13 protein-coding genes are annotated in these 19,311 nt (G+C 72.6%); 3 read left to right on the forward strand and 10 right to left on the reverse strand.

All coding sequences use genetic code 11. From position 1 onward, the window contains the following. Nucleotides 1-216 precede the first annotated feature (216 nt). The 3 genes from AB0J72_RS57130 to AB0J72_RS57140 all read right to left on the reverse strand — a co-directional run bounded on the left by AB0J72_RS57130 (nucleotide 217) and on the right by AB0J72_RS57140 (nucleotide 8,074). The gene (locus AB0J72_RS57130; protein ID WP_363417094.1) at nucleotides 217-3,804 is read right to left on the reverse strand and encodes a LamG-like jellyroll fold domain-containing protein; all 3,588 of its coding nucleotides are present in this window, start codon (nucleotides 3,802-3,804) and stop codon (nucleotides 217-219) included. 32 nt (nucleotides 3,805-3,836) lie between these two features. Next, a complete protein-coding gene (locus AB0J72_RS57135; RefSeq protein WP_363417097.1) occupies nucleotides 3,837-7,028 on the reverse strand; it encodes an integrin alpha in 3,192 nt (1,063 codons plus the stop codon). A 449-nt stretch (nucleotides 7,029-7,477) separates the two neighbouring features. Then, nucleotides 7,478-8,074, reverse strand: a complete 597-nt coding sequence (locus AB0J72_RS57140; protein ID WP_363417100.1) for an alpha/beta fold hydrolase — start codon at nucleotides 8,072-8,074, stop codon at nucleotides 7,478-7,480. Between AB0J72_RS57140 and AB0J72_RS57145 the strand changes: the two genes are divergently transcribed. After that, nucleotides 8,065-8,397, forward strand: a complete 333-nt coding sequence (locus AB0J72_RS57145) for a TetR/AcrR family transcriptional regulator (RefSeq protein ID WP_363417103.1) — start codon at nucleotides 8,065-8,067, stop codon at nucleotides 8,395-8,397. The genes AB0J72_RS57140 and AB0J72_RS57145 overlap by 10 nt on opposite strands. Here the strand turns inward: AB0J72_RS57145 and AB0J72_RS57150 are convergent. The 6 genes from AB0J72_RS57150 to AB0J72_RS57175 form a co-directional block, all read right to left on the reverse strand. Then, the gene (locus AB0J72_RS57150) at nucleotides 8,394-8,741 is read right to left on the reverse strand and encodes a hypothetical protein (RefSeq protein WP_363417106.1); all 348 of its coding nucleotides are present in this window, start codon (nucleotides 8,739-8,741) and stop codon (nucleotides 8,394-8,396) included. The two genes, AB0J72_RS57145 and AB0J72_RS57150, sit on opposite strands and share 4 nt — an antisense overlap. A gap of 92 nt (nucleotides 8,742-8,833) precedes the next feature. Continuing rightward, complete coding sequence (locus tag AB0J72_RS57155) at nucleotides 8,834-10,192, reverse strand: hypothetical protein (RefSeq protein ID WP_363417108.1); 1,359 nt, start codon at nucleotides 10,190-10,192, stop codon at nucleotides 8,834-8,836. A 610-nt stretch (nucleotides 10,193-10,802) separates the two neighbouring features. Further along, nucleotides 10,803-11,789 carry an MFS transporter gene (locus AB0J72_RS57160; RefSeq protein ID WP_363417111.1) on the reverse strand — a complete coding sequence of 329 codons (987 nt, stop codon included), beginning with the start codon at nucleotides 11,787-11,789 and terminating at the stop codon, nucleotides 10,803-10,805. Nucleotides 11,790-11,813: 24 nt separating this feature from the next. Beyond that, complete coding sequence (locus AB0J72_RS57165) at nucleotides 11,814-12,704, reverse strand: aminoglycoside phosphotransferase family protein (RefSeq protein WP_363417129.1); 891 nt, start codon at nucleotides 12,702-12,704, stop codon at nucleotides 11,814-11,816. 90 nt (nucleotides 12,705-12,794) lie between these two features. Then, the gene (locus AB0J72_RS57170) at nucleotides 12,795-13,376 is read right to left on the reverse strand and encodes a GNAT family N-acetyltransferase (protein WP_363417114.1); all 582 of its coding nucleotides are present in this window, start codon (nucleotides 13,374-13,376) and stop codon (nucleotides 12,795-12,797) included. 177 nt (nucleotides 13,377-13,553) lie between these two features. Next, nucleotides 13,554-14,639, reverse strand: a complete 1,086-nt coding sequence (locus AB0J72_RS57175) for an alpha/beta hydrolase (protein WP_363417117.1) — start codon at nucleotides 14,637-14,639, stop codon at nucleotides 13,554-13,556. Between AB0J72_RS57175 and AB0J72_RS57180 the strand changes: the two genes are divergently transcribed. After that, on the forward strand, nucleotides 14,616-15,545 hold the full coding sequence (locus AB0J72_RS57180) for a WYL domain-containing protein (protein WP_363417120.1): 930 nt from the start codon (nucleotides 14,616-14,618) through the stop codon (nucleotides 15,543-15,545). The genes AB0J72_RS57175 and AB0J72_RS57180 overlap by 24 nt on opposite strands. A 141-nt stretch (nucleotides 15,546-15,686) precedes the next feature. On the opposite strand, the gene AB0J72_RS57185 is transcribed toward AB0J72_RS57180, so the two are convergent. Continuing rightward, nucleotides 15,687-18,461: a LuxR C-terminal-related transcriptional regulator gene (locus AB0J72_RS57185; RefSeq protein WP_363417123.1), complete on the reverse strand. Its 2,775-nt coding sequence runs from the start codon at nucleotides 18,459-18,461 to the stop codon at nucleotides 15,687-15,689. 157 nt (nucleotides 18,462-18,618) lie between these two features. Here AB0J72_RS57185 and AB0J72_RS57190 point away from each other — a divergent pair, with 157 nt between their 5' ends. After that, nucleotides 18,619-19,200 carry a dihydrofolate reductase family protein gene (locus AB0J72_RS57190; protein ID WP_363417126.1) on the forward strand — a complete coding sequence of 194 codons (582 nt, stop codon included), beginning with the start codon at nucleotides 18,619-18,621 and terminating at the stop codon, nucleotides 19,198-19,200. The last annotated feature ends 111 nt before the right edge of the window (nucleotides 19,201-19,311 follow it).

Below are 19,311 nucleotides of genomic sequence, written 5' to 3' on the forward strand. Positions count from 1 at the left end.
CCCGGCAGGCGGCGCGGCGCACCGGGGCCGCCGACACCGGCTGGGGGACGCCACCGATGAGCAGCACCAGGGCGGCCGGGACGGCCAGCCGCCGGGCCCAGGCGGAGGGAGCGGACGACATCGTGCCTCCAACGGCGGTCGGTCGGTTCACAGTTCGGCCAGTTCGCTCGCGGCGGTGCGCCGCCGCGCGGAGCGCGGCGGCGGCACGGAGGGCCCTCACAGGTCGGGGACGGCGTTGGGAACGTTGAGCTGCATGATCGTGACCGGGTCGAGGACGCCGGTGTAGACGCGGACCTCGTCGACGATGCCGGCAAGTTGCTGGGTCCAGGTGGAGCCGACGAGCGCCCGGCCGATCTGCAGCCCGCCGGCACCGGCCGCCCACGTCGTCGGCACGTCGGTCGCGGTGCCGATGAGAGTGCCGTCGACGTAGAGCCGCAGTGTGCGGTAGACGGCGTCGTACGTGGCAACCAGGAACTGGCCGCCCGACGCCGACGGGTCGGGCCGCAGCGCGTCGCCGGTGGCGACGACCGTGACCGGCGCGTTGTCGTCGGTGCCGGGCACGACGACCCGCCACTTGGCTCCGCCTGCGCCGTCTGGCGCGCACCCGACGTCGAATCCGCTGGCGTGGGCGCCGGGCTGGGACAGCAGCGTCATCGGGGCGGTGGTGCAGTCGGTGGCGAGCTGCACCCGGGCCGCGACGCTGAAGCTGCCGCCGGTCACCGCCACGGGACCGGTGGTGGCCGCGTAGCCGGTGCCGCCGTCCAGGACCAGGTGCCCGTCGCCGACCAGCGGCGACGGCGCGAACGGGTCGTAGCCGGGTTCCTCCGGCGACAGCCGCCGGTAGTGGGTGGCGCCGGTGTACAGGCCGAGCTCGAGCGCCGGCTCCAGCTCGACCGTCGGTCCGTAGCCGGAGCTGCGCCCGACGAGCGGCGGCTGGTCGTCGATCAGGGTTGCCCCGTCCAGGTCCCAGTAGCCGAGCCGGCTGGTGAGCTGGTGCGGCAGGCCGGTGATCTCACCCGCCGTGAGCACCCGGTCGTAGACACGCAGGTCGGCGATGTCACCGGTGAACGAGTCGCCGTAGACGCCGGGGCGGATGAAGCGCCGGCCGATCTGCACTGCGCCCCGGGCGGTCCAGGCGAACCCGCGCCGCGCCGAGACGGCCGCGCCGCCGTCGACGGACATGCTCATCGTCTGCTGCACGGGATCGAACACGACGGCGAGGTGCGTCCATTTGTGCTCGACCACCGTGGGACCGTTGACGGTCCAGCTGCCGAGGGAGTTGATGTCGTTGCTCGGGGCGGTGGCGAACCATCGGCCTCCGCCCGCTGGGTTGTAGCCGATCCGTAGCGTCGACTCGGCGCTGCCGTCGACGGACAGCACCACCTGGTACCGGAGACGGTCGGTGATTCGGACCCAGGCGCTCAGCGTGACCGCCCGGCCGGTGTCGAAGAAGTTCTTGTCGGTGGTGGCCAGGTAGCTGCTGGTGGAATTGGAGAACCGGACGGCCCGGTCGGCCGCGCCACCCGGACCCGGGACCCCGAACACGACCGCCGAACCGGCGACGGCTTGATGGCCGCCGGCGGTGTCGAGCGCCGCGGTCGCGCCGGCGGCGTCGTCGAGGCGCCACTCGGCGACCGGACCGGTGCCGGCCGCGACCCGGAACGTGCAACTGGAGATGTCGGACTGTTTGCCGGCCCGGTCGACGGCAACGACGTTGACGGTGTGCGGGCCCTCGCCGGTGGGCAGCCAGCGCAGCGTCACCGGCCCGCCGTCGGTGGCCGGGGTCAGCTGGTTGGCCGGTTGCGGGTTGGTGTCGAAGCCGTACCGGTACGCGTTGACGTCCGTCGCGGCCGAGTCGAAGGTGAACGTGCCGTACCGCCCGACACCGGGCATCCAGGTGGCACTCTCCACACAGGACGGTGTCGTGTCCGGCGCGTCGCTCGGCAGGTACTCCGCCGAGTCGATGTCCGGGCCGCTGGGTCGCGTGGTGTCCAGCATGAACTCGCACGTCGGTGACCATGCCCCGGTCGCCGTGCCGTCGCTGGCCCTGACCTGCCACCTGGTCACGACGTTCTGCGGCAACGACGGTGTGCCGGTGGCGACGTCGGCGAGGTTGTAGGTGAACGTCGAGCCGTTCGCCAGCTGCGGTGACGTCCAGGACTTGGTCTGCAGCGACCCGCCGGCCGGTGTCCAGGTCACCTTGAACTCGGCGGTCAGCGGCTCGGCATCGGCGGTGTCCGGATCCGTCAGGGTCGCCTTGAGCTGCGGCAGGGAGCTGACGTACGGCCGGGATGTACCGGTGACGCAGGCACCGCCGGGCGACATCGTCAACGCGGACGCGGCGGGCTGGTAGGGCGCACGGTTGTAGGTGACCGACAGCACCGCGTTGTTGCAGAACCGCTTCAGGTGCAGGTAGCTGGACTCGTTGTCGGTGCGGATCAGGAAGGTGGTCTTGCTCCAGCCGTACGTGGCCGCGGTCTGCACCGCCTCGATCGCGTTGAACTCGACGTTGCGGGTCGCTCCGGTCTCGCAGCCGGTGGTGCCGGTCGGCGAGATCGTCTGCTGCTTCACGAAGCCGGCCATGCCGCTGCCGCCGGGCATGTTGCCCCAGTTGGTGGCCGAGGTGATGAGCGCGCCGCCGCTGCCGGCCCGGTACAGCGACACGGCCCGCGGGGTGCTGTCGTAGGTGTGCTGCTGCGTCACGCGGAACTTCGCGTCGAGGATCGTCATGCCGGCGAAACTGGTCGGCAGCACGTAGAACAGGCGCTTGATCCGGGAACTGTTGCAGACCTGACCGGCCACGCCGACCGGGCAGTAGCCGACCCGTTCGTCGGCGTCACCGGCGAACTTCCAGTACTCGTCGGTGGGGTACCCGGAATCGACCATCGCCCAGGACTCGTTGGACGTGCCGGCGACGAACGGGTCGAGGTAGACGGGGAACCGGGTCGCCGGGTCGCCGAGCAGGTCCCGGTCGGGCACCAGGGTCAGGCTGTCCGCGCCGAGGCGGACCGCGAGCCTCGAGGCGCGCGCACCGTCGGGGGCGCTGAGGGTCGGGTCGCCGTCGTAGTAGGCGCCCGGCGGCGCGGACTCCCACATGCGTGGGGTCGGCGTCTCGAACACGGTCGCGCCGGAGCCGGCGTCCACCATGGACAGGCCGCCGCCGGCCGCCGCCTGGACCCGCAGCAGCTGGGTGTGCAGCCCGAAGGTCACCTCGGTCAGCTCGGCCGCGGCCGCCGCGGTCTTGAGCACCAGGACGTGCGAGAAGCCGTCGAGCCTGGCGTGCAGCACCAGATCCACGCCGGGCAGGACCTCGGTGTAGGTGGCGGTGTCGCCGGTGAGGGTGGGCGCGGGCAGCGCCGCGGGCCAGCTGATCGCGTACCGGCGCCCGGCCCGGGAGATGCTCGCCAGTTCCGCCCCGGCCGGGCCGCCGCCGGAGAAGCGCAGGTCGGTCACGGCGGCCCTGGGGGCGACCGAGCCGTTGGCGACGCGCACCAGCGTCGCGTCGGGGGTCACCCACTTCCCGGCCCGCCGGACCCGCACCGGCTGCTGGTGGATGTCCTGGGTCAGGGTGCCGTCAGGGTTGGCGTACACCTCGCGGCGCTCGTCGCGCAGCCCGGTCACCTCGACTGGGCGGCCCGTCCGGCTGGCCGCGACGTACGCCTGCTGCTGTGTCCACTGCGGCAGCGCCTCCGCCGGCGTCACGGCGGGCGGCTCCGGGCGCCTGGCCACGTCGGTCGCGGCCGTGGCCAGGACGATCGCGGTGAGCGTGACGAGCCATCCGGCCCGTTTGATCGAGTTACGCATCGTTCGTTCCCCCGTGATGTGCGTCAACGTCCTCACCCGACCGCGATGCCGAAGGCGACAGCACCGGACGGCAGCCCGTTGACCCCTGGCTGATACGTGACCGTCGGTACGGCTGTCCCGGCGATGAGTGCCGTCCACGGGATCGCGTAGACCGCTCTGGTGCCGTAGGCGCTGGGCACCAGCAGGTACTGCTGGTTCGCGGCGAGCCAGGCACCGATCAGTTCCCGGTTGCCTGGTGCGCCGGGCAACGACGCCGCCTTGCGGTAGACCGTGGTGTCCGCGACCGCGGTCGTGCCGCCGGCGAAGACCCGGACCTCGCCGGCGTCCGTGGCGCTCAGATCCTCACCCGGTCCGCCGACCGCCACGAGCACGCTCGTCGCCGACGCCTCCGCCGCCGGGTTCAGGTTGACCGCGACCACCACTTCGCCGAAGGCATCGCCGGCCTCGTTGTCCCCGGCGATGCCGGCCGAACCCTGGTTCAGGCTCGCCAGTTCGGAGATCCCGGCCGGGGTGACGAGGAACTGCTGCACCTCGCCGGCGTCGGCAACCGTCCCGACGTCCTCGCCTGGGATGCCGACCACCAGCAGCGAGTCGGCGACACCGGCCGGCGCACCGACTGGGCGGAACGGCACCATGGCGATCGACTTGCCGAACTGGTCACCGGCTTCCGCGACGCCGGACACTCCCGTGCTGTCCTGGTCGATGCAGCCGCGCAGCGCCGGCAGCGCACCGCTGAACGTGTGGTCGAACACGCAGACGGATCCCGCGAACTCCGTGTCACCGGCGCCTTTGCGACCGGGCCGGGCAACCGCGAAGTGGTACGGCGAGGAGGCGAGCGCAAACCCGAGGCGGTCGTCCACACCGAGCGGACCGGCGCCCGCGCCGGCCGTCGCACCGTCGAACGCGACGTTGACGGTGCCCCGCAGGTAGTGCACCTTGCCCGTGTCGAGCGGCCCGCTCCCGGTGTCCTCCCCCGGCGCGCCGATGATGAGGAACGCCTCGCCGGTGCTGGTCTGACCGGCGCTCAACGCGGCACCGAACCAGTCGCCGGACTCCGGGCTGTCGGGAACCGTGCCCTGGTTCTGTCCGAGCGCCCGACCCTGTTCGATCATGAGCGTCGCCGGTCCGGTGCCCAGCCCGCCGGGTGCGCCGTACACGAGGAAGACGGCACCGGAGTCCACCACTCCCTCGCCGTCCTCCAGCGGTGCGCCGATCGCCAGGTCCGCGCAACCGTCCCGGTTCGCGTCGTAGATGGCCAGCGTCCGCCCGAACTCGTCGCTGCTCTCCGGCGTGTCCGGGATCCCGCCGCTGCCTTGCCGCAGCGTCGTGACAGCGCCGGTGCCTCCGTTGACGACGTGCACCACGCCGACGCTGAGCAGGCCGTTGTACGTGGCCTTCGGGTCACCGATGACCGTGTCCCGGACGCCGTCGCCGTTGAAGTCGCCGTCCACGCCGTTCTGGCATCCTTCGACGGGCGGCACCGTCACGTAGACGCTGAACTCGCACCACGACGAGTAGGTGACCGCGGCACCGTCGTTGACCGACACCCGCCACTGATAGCGGCCACCCTCGACGAGCTGCCCGGCGGGGACGGCGGCGTTGACCGTGGCGCCGTTACCGACCGAACCGAAGCTGGCCTGGCCGACGATCGCGGGGTCGCCGACCTTCGTCCAGGCGATGGTCACGGCGTTCGCGCTGCCGTCGCCGTCGCCGACGGTCGCCGACAGCGTCGGGGTGCTCGTCGCGATCGCCGGGCGGGCGGAGCCGGTGACACAGGCGGTGGCCGGTGTCGTGGAGCGGGCGTTGACCGTCGGGTACGAGTTGTAGGTGACGGTCGCCTTCGGGTACACGGTGCCCGACGTGTTGTCGATCGACCGCAGCTGCTTGAACGCGTTCGTGTCGGTCTCGTCGACCGCCCGGACACCCATCGGCGCGGTGCTCCACGCATGGTCGGCGGCGTACTGGAAGAACTTGGTCCCGCTGATGTTGACCCAGTTGTCGTCGCAGGCGCTGCTGAAGCCGGCGGTCTCCGTCGACTCCGCGGCGGGCTGGTCGCCCACGAGGACCGGGTCGGCGTCGTACCAGACCGGCTGGTTGGCCCAGTTCGTCGACGCCGACGCGGGCCCGGTCGGCCAGATCTGCCATCCGGCGGCGGTACACGACTGCGACCACCAGTTCCAGAAGGACACGGTCGAGGCGGTGATCTGCTTGCCGATGAGCGCGGCGCTGTCCCAGTGCACGAAGCTGCGGCTCCGGCTGCCGCTGATGTACCCCAGCCACAGATCGCCGGCCGTCGAGTGGGTGGTGCTGTCGCCCTCACGGACGTACGTGTCGAAGGTGACGGCCGGCGCCGGCGTCAGCACCGGGTCGATGACGACCGGGAACACCGTCTGCGGGTCGAGCATCCAGGTGGTGTCCGGGTCCAGGGCGACGTCCACGCCCGCGCCGCGGCGCTGCACGGACGGCCGGATCCGCTGCTTGCGGCGCGGCTCGCCGGACGGCAGCGGCGACTGGGAGTCCCACATCTGCGGCGCCGGCACGTAGGCGACGTCCTTGCCGGCGGTGTCGCGCAACACCAGCGACCCGTCCGGGGCGAGGGCCTGCGAGGCGATCCCCGGGCCGGTGATCGGCACCGTGACCCGGCGCACCGAGTCGACCGCGGCCCTGCTCTTCACGATCAGGAACTGCTCGACGCCGGTACGCGTGGCCTCGACGACCAGGTCGACGCCGGGCAGCGCCTCGACGTAGGTGGCCTTCGCGCCCTCGAGCACCGGCTCCGGCAGCGCACCGGTCCACCGCATCCCGACGCGCTGACCGGCCGCGGTGACCGACGCGAGGTCGGTCTCCCCGGTCTCCTTGCGGGCGCCGGCGATGCGCAGGTCACCCGGGTGCGCGGCGGGTGCGATCGAGCCGTCCGGCCCGCGGTGCAGGGTCAGGTCGACCTCGACCCACTGCCCGTCGCGCCGGAACCGCTCGACGGCGCCGGCGATCTCGGCCTGGAACCCGCCCTGCGGCAGCGCCCACACCCTGGTCGTCTCGGTGGTGAGCGAGTCGACCGGCACCCGCACGCCGGTGGTGCGCGCCCGCTCGGACGCCGCCAGCTCCGCCGCCGAGAGTCCCTTGGCCCGCGCGGCCGCCGCGACGTCCACGACGCCCGGCGGCGCGGCCACCTTCGGCTCAGGCTCCCTCGCGGGTGCCGCCGCGGCAACCGTCCCGGTCAGCACGATTGCGAGCGTAAATGCGCCCGCCGAAACGCGTCTGGACACGCGCAGCATTCGACCCATCGACAAAACCCCCGTAGTGATGTCGTGTTGCCACCAGAGAATGGGGGTGCGTGATCCCTCTGTCAAGAGGGAATGATCGATGTGTACGGGCACCGCCGGCGCCGGGAGTCCCGTTTCACAGCTTCGAAGTGCGCCGATGTCGCAGAGTAACCGGCGCCCGGGAGTATTCGCGCACAGTGGTTGCGTGGTTCGCAATCCGCGACCACCTCGGCGGCCGGGCGCCGTGTCAAATCACCGTTCGGGCCCGCAAATCGTACATGTCGCCCGTCGTGGCACACGTCGCCAGCAATCCCGGCCAAAGCCTCACGTCGCGCCGGCGGAAATGCTGCATCTCAGCGACATACGCCGATTTTCAAAATAGGACTGCGGAATTGTGGTGAATTTCGCGGTCAAAGTGCGGTGAACGTCGACGGCACAGCGGCCGTGGCGCCGGCAGTGGCACCGGACGCGGCGGTGAGGCGGCAGCCGTGGTTGCCGTCGCTGACGCGGGCGGCCATCATCGCCAGCATCGGCGGGCCGAGCGGTCCGCCGAGCATGCGCAGCCGCAGCGGCGGGCGGAACGCGTCGGCGTACGCAGTGGTGTTGAGGACGACCAGGCCGGCGATCCGCGTGGGGCTGGTCTCAGCGATCTCGAACCCGACCGGGCCGCCCAGGTCGTGCACAGCCATCGTCACCTGCGCGAGGCCCAGGTGGTCGAGGATGGCGACGATGCGTTCGGCCTGGAGGTGCGGTGTGTACAGGCTGTGGTCCGCGGGCTTGTCGCTGGCGCCGTAGCCGAGCAGGTCGGGGGCGATCGCGCGGAACCCGGCGGCGGCCAGCCGGGCGGCGACGTCGCGGTAGAGCCAGGACGAGGTCGGGGTGCCGTGCAGCAGCAGGACGGGGTGCCCGTCGCGGGGGCCGAGGTCGAGGTAGGCCAGCTGTCCGCCGTCGACCGCCAGCCGGTGCTGGGCGGCGCGGTGGGTGCTCAGCAGGAACGGTGCAGGCATCAACGACGTCCCTCGCCGACCTCGAGCAGGCCACCGGCCTGCCCCGGTCGAGCCTCTACCAGGCATTCGACAGCAAGCACGGGCTGTTCACCGCGGCCCTGGAGCGCTACCGGCTCACGTACATCGACCCGGCCCTCGCCGCGATGGAGGCCCCGGGAGCCGGCGCCGCAGAGCTGCACGCGTACTTCGCCTCCTGGCCACGACCCGGGCCTCGCCGCCCGGGTCGCGGGAGCCGGTGCGAGACCGCTCAGGTGCCGTCGGGGGTGTCCGGCTTCGGGAACTGTTCGTCGACGGACGTGACCTGCCAGCCGCCCTCGGGCTAGAGCTGCATGCCGACGACGAAGCCCGCCGGCTCGCCGCCGATGACGCCACGGAAGACGGCCTGACAGGCGCCGCCGCTCGTCGTCCACAGCGCGTTGACGAACGTGAGCGACTCGACCAGCACCCGCTTGCCGCCGTACCGCTTGAGCTGCGCGTCGACCATCGCCCTCTCGCCGGTGGTGGCGCCGCGACCGTACGGCTCGGCCAGCTCGGTGAGGGCGTCCCGGTCATTGTCCGACAGGGCCTGCAGGTAGCTGCCGACGGTCGCCAGGGCTGTCGCGTTGCGCGGCCCGCCGCGGCCCAGCGCCACGTACAGCAGCACGCCGGCCGCCGCGATGACCACCACCGCGGCGACCGTCAACAACCGGTTGAGCAGGCCCGTGCGCCGGGCCTGCTCAAACCCCGATCTTTACCGACCCGGGCGCATCGCGGCGGCGCTCACTGGCCCTGTCCCTGGTCGTGTGGAACGGTGACCGTGACGGTGCAGCCGGCCGCGCGGCCGATCTCGTCGTGACCACGGTAGGTCAGCGTGTAGACCCGGTCGCCGCCGTTGCCGGCGCGCTCGGCGCGCAGCTGCCCGGTCAGCGACGGCTGCCCCGGTGCGAATCCCGCCACGTCGGCGGGGTCGCCACCGGTGACGTCGACGAGCTGGAACCCGCGCGGGCCGAGGACGCCGTCCGGGAGGTCGACGCTCACGTTGACATCGACCATGCGGTGGTTCGGCGGCCACAGCCGCGGCTGGTCGACCGTGCAGTTCAGCTGCCGGTCCGGCAGCGGCGCGTCCAGCGTGGCGACCGCGTGCCCGATGGTGGCGGTGAGCCGCGCGCCGGCCTCGTAGTACATGTGGACGGTGGTGCCGTCGAAGTAGAAGGTCGGCGCGGCGGAGCGGCCCAGGTCCGGCGCGGCCGCCATCGCGTCGTGCACGATGCCGAGGTGGGTCTCCTGGTCGAAGTTCTCGCCGACGTCCACCGCGTGCATGTTGCCGTCGGACGCGTGGAAGATCACCAGGTTACGGCCCTGCCAGCGCAGGAAGAACGGGCCGGAGGCGTTGGGGGCCTCGTCGCCCTGCGGGGTGACGATCGGCTGCGGCTGGATCGTCCAGTTCCGGGCGTCGGTGGAGACCGCCCAGCGGATGCGCCGCGCTACTGGACCGGTCGGGCCGGGGAGCGCGTTGATCGGGTTGTCCATGAACAGCATCAGGTATCGGCTGCCGAGCCGCGGAATCGACTGTTCGAAGACGCGGGCGTACGAGGTCTCGCGGCCGGTGCTGTCGTCGCGCTGGACTGCCGCGCCGCCGTATTCGAAGTGGATGCCGTCGTCGGACGTGGCGTACCGGGTGATCGAGTTCTCGCCGTGGAAGTACAGGAACAGCTTCTGCTCGCCTTCGACCCAGATGGCGTGCGGCGAGGAGATGTGGCTGACCGTGTCGTAGTACGGCAGCCAGGTGTTGGAGACCAGCGGGTTGGCCTGGTACTCGGTCCAGGGGCCGTTGATGGAGTCGGAGTAGGCCAGGGAGATGCCGCCCGGCTTCTCGTGCGGCGCGTAGTACAGGTAGTAGGCGCCGAGCGGGTGCGCGAAGTAGTCCGCCGCCCGGATGACGCTGGGGAAGATGAACTCGTTCGTCGGGTTGTACTTCATCTGGCTCTTGTCGAACGCCGTGCCGACGTAGGTGAAGCTGGGAAAGCTGAACGGGGTGTCGGCCGACGCGGCCGTGGCCGGTGTCGCGGCGAGGGCGGCGGTGACGAGTCCGGTGGCCGCGGCGCAGGCGGTACGGCGGACGAGGCGCTGAGATGTCACAGAATTTCTCCCTTGGTGGACGGTGGTCGACGCCACGCGGCGGGCGAACCAGCGCCGCGGGCAGCGGTCGTTCGACAGGCACGACCGACCGTCCGGGTGGTGAACGGTGAACGGTGGAGATCGAGCAGGGGTTCGACAGTGGAACCGGGGATTCCACAATGGACGGTCACGCCGCTGACGGTGGCGGGTGCCAGCTGGTCGTAGCAATACGCCATGTGGCTCTCCTGCCGCTGTGTGTTACCGGCGTGTTTCTCGAATGGTGGTGGGCGCACTCCGGGCAGTCAAGACGATAATACGTATTATCTAGGTACGCTGATGCCTTCGGCGCCGGCCGGCGGCACCGTAGGGCGCCCATCGTGACCACCCGGAGCCGCCACGACGACCCCGCCGACCCGCCCGTTGAGTCGTCGGCCGAGCAGCTGCGTCACGAGCCCGGCGACCGGCTCGTCCGCAACGGCGCCGCCCGCACCGACCGGGTCATCGCCGCGCTGCGCGGCCTGCCACGTGAACTGTTCGCGCCCGGCGTGCCCGTCCGGCGCGCCTACGCCGACGAGCCGGACTGGCGGTGTGTCATCAGCCCGCTGCTTGTGCGGGCAGGTCCTTGTTGCCGTTATCGGCTCTCGCTGTCGGGCCGGTGCCGTGGCAGCAGCAGGCAGGCCGCCGCGATGGCCAGTCCGAGTCCGGCCGCGATGAGGAAGACGCGGTCGTAGCCGGCGGCGAGGGCGGCCGGGGAGCTGTCACCGGCAGACGTCCGAGTGGCGGCGGTGGCGAGCACCGCCAGGCCCAGCGATCCGCCGGCCTGGCTGGCGGTCTGGGCCAGGCCGCCGATGGTTCCCGCGTCGCGTCCGGGCACGTCGGCGGTGGTGGCGGCCATGAGGGTGGGGAAGGTCAGTCCGATGCCGGTGGCGATGAACAGGGTGGGGCCGAGGATGCCGGTGAGGTAGCCGCTGCCGACGGCCACCCCGCGCAGGCGCAGCAGCCGGAGGGGCAGCATCGGGCGGGTGGCGGACCGTGCCTCCACCACGAGGAAGACGGCGAGCAGGAGCAGGCCCGCCACGACCGGCCCGACGACCGTCGCGGACGTCCAGCCGTGGTCGGTGCTGTGCATGATCCCGTAGATCAGCGCGGCCAGACCCGCCGTGCCGGTGACCGCGCCGGCGATGTCGAGGCTCTCCCGCCGGGCAGTCCGGGTGCCGGGCAGCGCCCTCATGGCCGCCGCGCCGATCGGCACGTTGATCAGGAAGACCCACCGCCAGGACAGGCCGGTGGTGAGGGCGCCGCCCGCGACCGCGCCGGCCATGCCGCCGACACCGCCGGCGGCCGACCACGCGCCGAACGCGCGGGCGCGCCGGCGGCCCTCGGTGAAGCTGGTGTTGATCACGGCCAGCGTCGCCGGGGCGAGCAGCGCGGCTCCCACGCCTTGTGCGACGCGGGCCGCCACCAGGACGCCGGGTAGGGCCGCCACGCCTGCGACCAGGCTCGCGGCGCTGAACAGCACCAGTCCGGCGGTCAGGATCCGGCGCCGGCCGAACAGGTCGGCGGCCCGGCCGCCCAGCAGCATGAAGCCGGCGAAGGTGAGCAGGTAGCCGTTCACCACCCAGGCCAGGCCCGCGGAGGCGAACTACAGGGCCGATGCCACGATGCGGTCGAGCGTCCGGCGCCCCATCGTGCTCATCGACGGGTTGCTGCCGGCGTAGTACCAGACCAGACCCATGGCCTGAACGAAGGCCCAGGCCATGCCGCGTTCCCACTCCAGGTCGCCGCAGCCAAGGGAGCGCCGCAGCGCCTGCCGGGGATGTACTCGGAGCAGGTGCCAGGCGGCGACCAGGTCGAGCGCGGGATCGGCCGGGGCGAAGCCGCCGCCGTCGAGGATGCCGCCCAAGCGGCCGGCCGAGACCAGCACATTGCCGGAGATCAGGTCGCCGTGACTCATCGCGTCGTCGCTCTCGCGCGGCAACCGCCGCAGCCGGCTCCAGATGCGGCGGAGTCGTGGCACGTCCAGCAGCCCCTCGCTCTCGCGGAAGCACTCCTCCATCCAGGGGTCGTGGCGGGTGAGCTCACCGCCGCGCCCCGAGCCGCTGAAGCGCCGGCCTCCGGTGTCGGCCCTTCGCAGGGCCGCGATGAAGGCCGCGAGGTCTTCCGCGAAGGCCTCCGACCCGCTCGGGTCGGTGTCCGTGGCGGGTGTTCCCGCCAGCCAGGTCTGGACCGACCACGGCATGGGGTAGCCCGCGCCGGGCTCCCCCAGGGCCATGGGCTCGGGGGTGGGAAACGGCGAGACCCGCGCCAGCTCCGCGCTCGCGCGGGATTCCCGTACCAGAGCCGATCGAACGGTGTCGGCATCGGCCATCCGCATGGGGAAGCGCGCCGCGAGATCGTCCCCGATGCGGAAGATCGTGTTGACCGTTCCCGTCGAGCGCACCGGGCGGATCTCCAGGCCGCTCCACTGCGGGAACTGCTCCCCGACCAACGCGGCGACAGCTTCGGCCGTCACATCCACCTGATCGTCATGCATGGTCACGTCGTACCACTTCAGCAGCGGTTCGGAGCGAGGTCAACGCTCCGCCCAGTCGGCGAGCACGGCAGGAGCGGAAGCCGCAAGAAGTCAGCGGGCGGAATCCGGCTCGGACGACGGTCGCCATTCTCGCCTGATCAGCCCGTAGACCCACGAGTCGGAGACCTCGCCGTTCACGACGCAGTCTTCCCGCAACGTCCCTTCCCGCACGAACCCGAGCTTCTCCAGCACGCGGGCCGATGCCACGTTGCGCGTATCGGTCTCGGCCTGGACGCGATTCAGGTCCAGCAGGTCGTACGCCCACCGCAGCAACGCTCGCGCTGCCTCCGTCGCGTAGCCGTGGCCCCACGCGGCATCGTCGAAGCAGTAGCCCAGCGACGCGCTGCGGTAGTCCGGATTCCACCGGTTCAGGCTGCACCAGCCGATGAACGCCCCGTCGGAGACACGATCCACGGCCAGCCGCGCCCCGGTGCCCTCCTCCGCCATCTGCCGGCAAGCCGCGATGAACCGCTCGGCGCGCGCGGGTTCGCTCCACGGCGGCGCGTCCCAGTAGCGCAGTACATGGGCGCTGCTGTGCAGCACGAAGAGGTCGTTCGCATCCGCGTCGCCGAACGGACGCAGTCGAAGGCGAGCGGTCTGCAGCGTAGGAGTGGGCAGCGACCCGCGCGTCATGTTCCCTCCCGTGATTGGTGGCCGAACAAGCAGACGTCGGATACCGGCCACTCGCAACGGATTTCCCTCGGCGGGCGGCCACGAGGTCGGGACGTTCAACCGCGTCGACCTGCTGGTGAACTGACCGGTGTGGGGTGCGGTGGCCGCCTCGCCGCCACCGCACGCCGACCCGGTCAATCAGGCGGCATCCCGCTGGTCCAGCCACTTGAGCATCGCCTGGGTTGTTTCTTCCGGCTTCTCCTGCTGGATCCAGTGGCCGCAGTCGAGATTGACCACTTCCACGTTCGGCACGAACTCGGCCAGGTTCTCCGACTTCGCGACCGCGTCGCGGTCGCCGTAGATCATGAGGGCGGGCTGGCGGATGATCGGGTCCGCGTCGGCCAGCAGGTGCCAGTTTCGGTCGAGGTTCCGGTACCAGTTGATGCCGCCGGTGAACCCTGACGTCTCGAAGGCGGCGACGAAGACGGCCAACTCGTCGTCGCTCATGACGGGCTCACCGAGTGGGGTCTCCGCCCTGGCGAGCTCGATGAACGCCATGCCCGGCTGAGGCTCCCTGGGCGGCTCGTTCTTGCGGTACATGTTGCGGAGGAACTGGAACGGGTTCTCATCGAACACGGCGTCCGCGACGCCCGGCTGCCGATTGAAGTGGACGAAGTAGAAGTCGCCGCCGAACACCTCTTCCATGAACTCGACCCAGGGTTTTTCTCCGCGCTCGAAGTACGGCACGCTCAGGTTGATCACCTTGTTGACCCGGCTCGGGTGCAGCAAGGTCAGGCACCAGACGACGAATGCGCCCCAGTCATGACCGACAAAGGTGGCATCGTCGTATCCGTAGTGATCGAGCAGTGCGACGAGGTCACCCGACAGGTGTGCGATGTCGTAGTCGGTCACCTCGGTCGGGCGGGACGAATTGCCGTACCCCCGCTGGTTCGGGACGATGACGTGGTAGCCCGCTGCGGCGAGGGCGGGCACCTGATACCGCCAGGAATAGGCGTGCTCCGGCCAGCCGTGACAGAGCACGATGGGCCTTCCTGCATTTTCCCGGCCCGCTTCGAAGACTTCGAGTTCCACACCGTTCACTGCGACAAGAGTGGGCTCGGGGAACGTCGGCTGAGGGTCGGTACGGTCGTGAGTGGCGGGACTCGCCGGTGAGGTCATGTCGCCATCCTGCCGACCGAAACCGGTCACCTCATGACCGGTTTCTGTGGAAGTGTTGCCGGGGTGCGAGCCGACCGACTGATGGCCATCCTCCTGTTGCTGCAACAGCGCGAGCAGGTGACAGCGGCAGAGGTTTCCCGAGAGCTGGAGGTCTCCGAGCGCACCGCCCGCCGCGACCTCGACGCCCTGGCCATGGCCGGCGTGCCGGTGTACTCCATGCAGGGCCGGGGCGGCGGCTGGCGCCTCGTGGGCGGCGCCCGCACCGACCTGTCCGGGTTGACCGCGAGCGAGGCCCGCGCCCTGTTCCTGGTCGCCGGCCCGGCCTCGGCCGCCACGCCGGCCGTGAAGGCAGCGCTGCGCAAGCTCGTCCAGGCCCTGCCGGAGCCCTTCCGGGTGCAGGCCGAGGCGGCAGCGTCGGCGCTGGTCACGGACCCGCAACGATGGGGGTCGAGCCGGATCGAGCCCCGACCACCCCGCTTCCTCGACGAACTCCAGGACGCGGTGATCCGCGGCGTCCAGGTGCGGCTCGGCTACGTCGACGGCACAGGCGCCGAAACCGAGCGGACCGTCCACCCGCTGGGCATCGTCGCCAAAGGTCCGTCGTGGTACCTCGTCGCCAGCACCGACGCCGGCCAGCGCACCTTCCGGATCGACCGCGTGTCGTCCGCCGAGCCGACCGGCGACCCCGTGCACCGACCCGAGGACTTCGACCTTGCCGAGAGCTGGCGCGAGATCGCCGACGCGGTCGACCGCAGGCGGACACCCCTCGAGATCCAGGCGGTGTGCACACCCAGCGGGATGGGCCGGCTCCGGATGATGCTCGGCGACCGGCTCGAGGTGGGAGGCTCCACGACCGACGGCCGCATCGAGGTCGTGATCCGCGGCTACAACGAGTACGCGCTCGCCGGCGAGCTCGCCGGGATGGTCGAGTGGCTCGAGATAACCGGCCCTCCCGGCGTACGAGACCAGCTGGCCTCGATCGGCAACGCCCTCGTCGAGCTGTACGGCTGAGACCGGCCCCCGCCCGGATCGGGTGCCGAACCGGTCATGCCTGTCGCCGGCGCAGGTCGCTTGCGCCGCAGTGCCTCCGTCGGGTGTTCGCCGTGCCGGCGCCGATGGCGAGCGTGGAGCAGGCCCCCGGGCCCGGCCGGCTCATGGACCGTCATCCGATGGTGCACGACCGGCGCGGCCGGGTGGTGGGCAGCCGAGGGCGGTCAGCTCGCCGCGCCCGGCCGCTTCCTGGCCGGGCAGCAGGACCAGCGTGCAGGCCCGCTCGAACCGCGAGTCCAGGCGGTCCCACTGCGCCAGGGCCTGCCGTACGACGGCGGGGTCGCCCGTCAGGCGCCCCCGGGCGCGGGTCAGGACCGCCGCGGCCCAGCGGTGCTCCGACGCCACCGGGGCGATCCGGGCGAGCGTCCCGGCGGCGTCGGGCAGGCCGGCCAGGACCGCCAGCTCGGCCCCGGCGGCCCGCGCGTACCCCTCCCACCAGCGCTCAGGAAACCCGGCGGTGCACCGCTCGACCAGCGCGGCGGCCCGGTCGGTGTCGCCCGTGTGCACCGCGGTCCGCGCGTCCGCGAAGGCGATGACCGCCGCGAGGTCGCCCGAGTGCCGCGGGTCGTCGTGACCGGCCACCTCGAGCGCCCGGGAGCGCCACAGATCGCCCTGCCCGTCGCCGCGCAGGCCGTGCACCAGCGCGACGGCCGCCAGCGCCGACGACATCCAGGCCATCACCGGACGCCCGTCACGCACCCAGTTGTCCCACAGGGTCCGCGCCGCCTCGACGGCCTCGTCGAACCGGCCGGAGAGCGCGAGCACCCGGATCAGGCGCGGTGCCGCCAGGTAAGGATGGCCGCCGGCCGGGTCATCGTCCTGGGCGCGCCGCACGGCGGTGCGCGCGGCCGGCAGGTCCCCCGCCGCCAGGGCGGCCGACACGGCGACGTGATGGGCGTCGGTGATCTCGGCGGCGCCTGCCGGATCGTGGGCGGCCAAGGCGGACACGACCTTGATCCGCAGCTCCGCCACGCGGTGCGCCCGGAGCGGGCGGCCCATCTGCACGGCGGCGGTGCCGAGGGCGTCGAGGCACAGCGCGACGAGCACCGGGTCGGCGGTCCGGCGGGCGGCCCGCACCGCGATGCGCGCGAGCGTCGCCGAGGTCGCGGGCCCGCTCAGCTCGTGCCATGCCCGGGCGGCGGCCAGCACCGCGGCGGTCGCCTGGTCGGTGCCGTCGGTCGCCTCGGTCGCCTGCCGCAGCAGCCGCGCACGGACCGGCCGGGTCACCGGCGCGGCGAAGTCGGCCGCGTACCGGACGGCGACGATGACGGCGTGCGCCAGCGCGGTCGCCCGCGCGTCGCCGGTCGCGCCGGCCCGCTCCGCCGCCTCCAGCAACAGACGCAGCGCGGCCGGCCCGTCGGAGACGATGACCGCCGCGTCGGCGGCCCGGCGCAGATCACGCACCGCCTGTACGGCGTCGCCGGCCCGGACGGCTGCCGCCTGGTAGTGCTCGCGGGCCTCGGCGAAGTACCCGCGGGCGAACGCCAGACGGGCGAGCCCGGCGGCCAGCCGGTGCGCCGTGCCGTCCGGCGCGGGACCGGTCCGCGCCAGGGCCACCCGCAGGTCGTCGACGACCTCGTCGAACGCGGTCACCCAGTCGCCCGGGTCGTCCGGGTCGTCCGGCGCGAGCGCCTGCGCGGTCGCGGCCGCCCAGTCCAGGTGCCGGCGGCGGACCTCGGCGGCCTCGCCGGCGTCGGCGAGCCGCTGCTCGCCGAACGCGCGGACCGTGTCCAGCAGCCGCCAGCGGCTCCGCCCGCCGGGGACCACCCGGTGGGTCAGGAGGCTCTTGTCCGCGAGGCGGCCGATGAGGTCGGTCAGCTCGCCGCGGGAGCGCTGCGGCGCCACCGCCGCGGCCGCGGTCAGGTCGAAGCCGCCGGCGAAGACGGACAACCGGCGGAACATGGCCCGCTCCGGCTCGTCGAGCAGGTCGTGGCTCCATTGCAGCACGTCGTGCAGGGAGCGGTGCCGCGCGTCGGCCTGCCGTCCGCCGGTGAGCAGCCGCAGACGGTCGTCGAGCGCCGCGAGCAGGCCCTCGGCGCCGAGCGACGCCGAGCGGGCGGCGGCCAGCTCGATCGCCAGCGGGACGCCGTCCAGGCGGGCGCAGATCTCGGCGAGCAGCGCCGGGTCGGCGGCGAAGTCCGGCGACACCGCCCGCGCCCGGTCCAGGAAGAGGCGCTGGGCGTCGCCGCCCACCGGCAGCGGCGCCACCAGCACGAGGTGCTCGCCGCTCACGCCGAGCCGCTGCCGGCTCGTGGTCAGGACGGTCACGCCCGGGCAGTCGGCGAGGATCCGCTCCACGACCGGGCCGACCTCGTCGACCAGATGCTCGCAGGTGTCCAGCACCAGCAGCGGCCGCTCGGTGCGGAGCCGGTCGATCACCGCGTCGGCGAGGGAGCGCGGCGGACGCTCCAGCACGCCCAGCGCCCCGGCCAGCGCCGGCTGCACGAAACCGGCTCGGACCGGGACCAGGTCGACGAACGTCACGCCGCCGGGACGGTCCGCCGCGACGGCCTCGGCCACCGCCACCGCGAGCCGCGTCTTGCCGACCCCGCCCGGGCCGAGCAGGGTGACGAGGCCGGCCCGGCCGATCCGGTCCAGCACGGTCTCCACGTCGCGGGCGCGTCCCACGAACGTGGTCCAGTTGCCCGGGATGCCGCTGGGGCGTGGCGCGGCCGGGGCGGGCCCGCCGGCCGGCCCGGCCATCCGCGCCAACGTCCGCCGGTCGCCGGCCCCGAGCTTGCGCAGCAGCGACGACACGTGGCTCTCCACGGTGCGCACGGAGAGCTGCAACCGGTGGGCGATCTGCGCGTTGGACAGGTGTTCCCGGACGGCGGCGAGCACCTCGGCCTCCCTGGGCGAGATCTCCGGCCGGTCCATCCCGCCATGGTCCCGCATCGTGCGGGCCGCCGCCGTGCACCCCGATGGTGGTCACGGATCCGTGGCGGATCCGTGGCGGCCACGGATGCGGCACCGGCCCCGCCTCGGCACGGTGGACGGGTCAGGACAGGCCCGACACGACCGAAGGAGCGAGGTCATGGGAAAGGTCATCTTCGTCATCAGCATGTCGTTGGACGGCTACATGACTGCGGCGAACCAGACGCCCGGGAACCCGATGGGCGACGGCGGCGAACGGCTGCAGGAATGGGCCTTCGGCACCGACGCGACGAATCAGCGGTACCTGGCCGCGGCCGTCGACGGGCTCGGTGCCGTGATCGCCGGGCGCAGGACCTACGACACGTCGCTGCCGTGGTGGGGCGCCGACGGCCCGAGCGGACCGGCCCGGCGGCCGGTGTTCGTCGTGACGCACGAGGCACCCGCGGGGCAACCGGAGCACGGGGTGTACCACTTCGTGACCGACGGCCTCGAAAGCGCCCTGGCACAGGCGCAGGCCGTCGCCGGCGACAAGGACGTCACGGTGATGGGCGGCGCGGACGTCGGGCGGCAGTACCTCGACGCGGGGCTGCTCGACGAGATGGAGATCCACCTGGTGCCGGTCCTGCTGGGCGGCGGCACGCGGATGTTCGCCGACCTCCCCGGCGGGCACGTGCAGCTCGAGCCCGTCGACGTCCTGCCCACCCCGGCGGCGACGCACCTGCGCTACCGCATCATCCGATAGGCGGCCGGACGTGACCGCCGTCCGGCCCGGCGGCGCCCGGGCGGAACAGGACGTGGGGCCGGGGGGGGGGGCCCCACCGGCCCCCCCGCCCCACCCGCCCGCCGGGCGGGG

It is taken from the genome of Dactylosporangium sp. NPDC049742, assembly GCF_040674675.1.
GTDB classification, from domain to species: Bacteria; Actinomycetota; Actinomycetes; order Mycobacteriales; family Micromonosporaceae; genus Dactylosporangium; species Dactylosporangium maewongense.

What these genes read in the sequence shown, in the direction of transcription:
- AB0J72_RS57170 (WP_363417114.1), bottom strand. Translation starts at nt 13,376, where the DNA reads ATGACGCGCGGGTCGCTGCCCACTCCTACGCTGCAGACCGCTCGCCTT.
- AB0J72_RS57185 (WP_363417123.1), bottom strand. Translation starts at nt 18,461, where the DNA reads ATGGACCGGCCGGAGATCTCGCCCAGGGAGGCCGAGGTGCTCGCCGCC.
- AB0J72_RS57180 (WP_363417120.1), top strand. Translation starts at nt 14,616, where the DNA reads ATGGCCATCCTCCTGTTGCTGCAACAGCGCGAGCAGGTGACAGCGGCA.
- AB0J72_RS57190 (WP_363417126.1), top strand. Translation starts at nt 18,619, where the DNA reads ATGGGAAAGGTCATCTTCGTCATCAGCATGTCGTTGGACGGCTACATG.
- AB0J72_RS57140 (WP_363417100.1), bottom strand. Translation starts at nt 8,074, where the DNA reads ATGCCTGCACCGTTCCTGCTGAGCACCCACCGCGCCGCCCAGCACCGG.
- AB0J72_RS57165 (WP_363417129.1), bottom strand. Translation starts at nt 12,704, where the DNA reads ATGCATGACGATCAGGTGGATGTGACGGCCGAAGCTGTCGCCGCGTTG.
- AB0J72_RS57130 (WP_363417094.1), bottom strand. Translation starts at nt 3,804, where the DNA reads ATGCGTAACTCGATCAAACGGGCCGGATGGCTCGTCACGCTCACCGCG.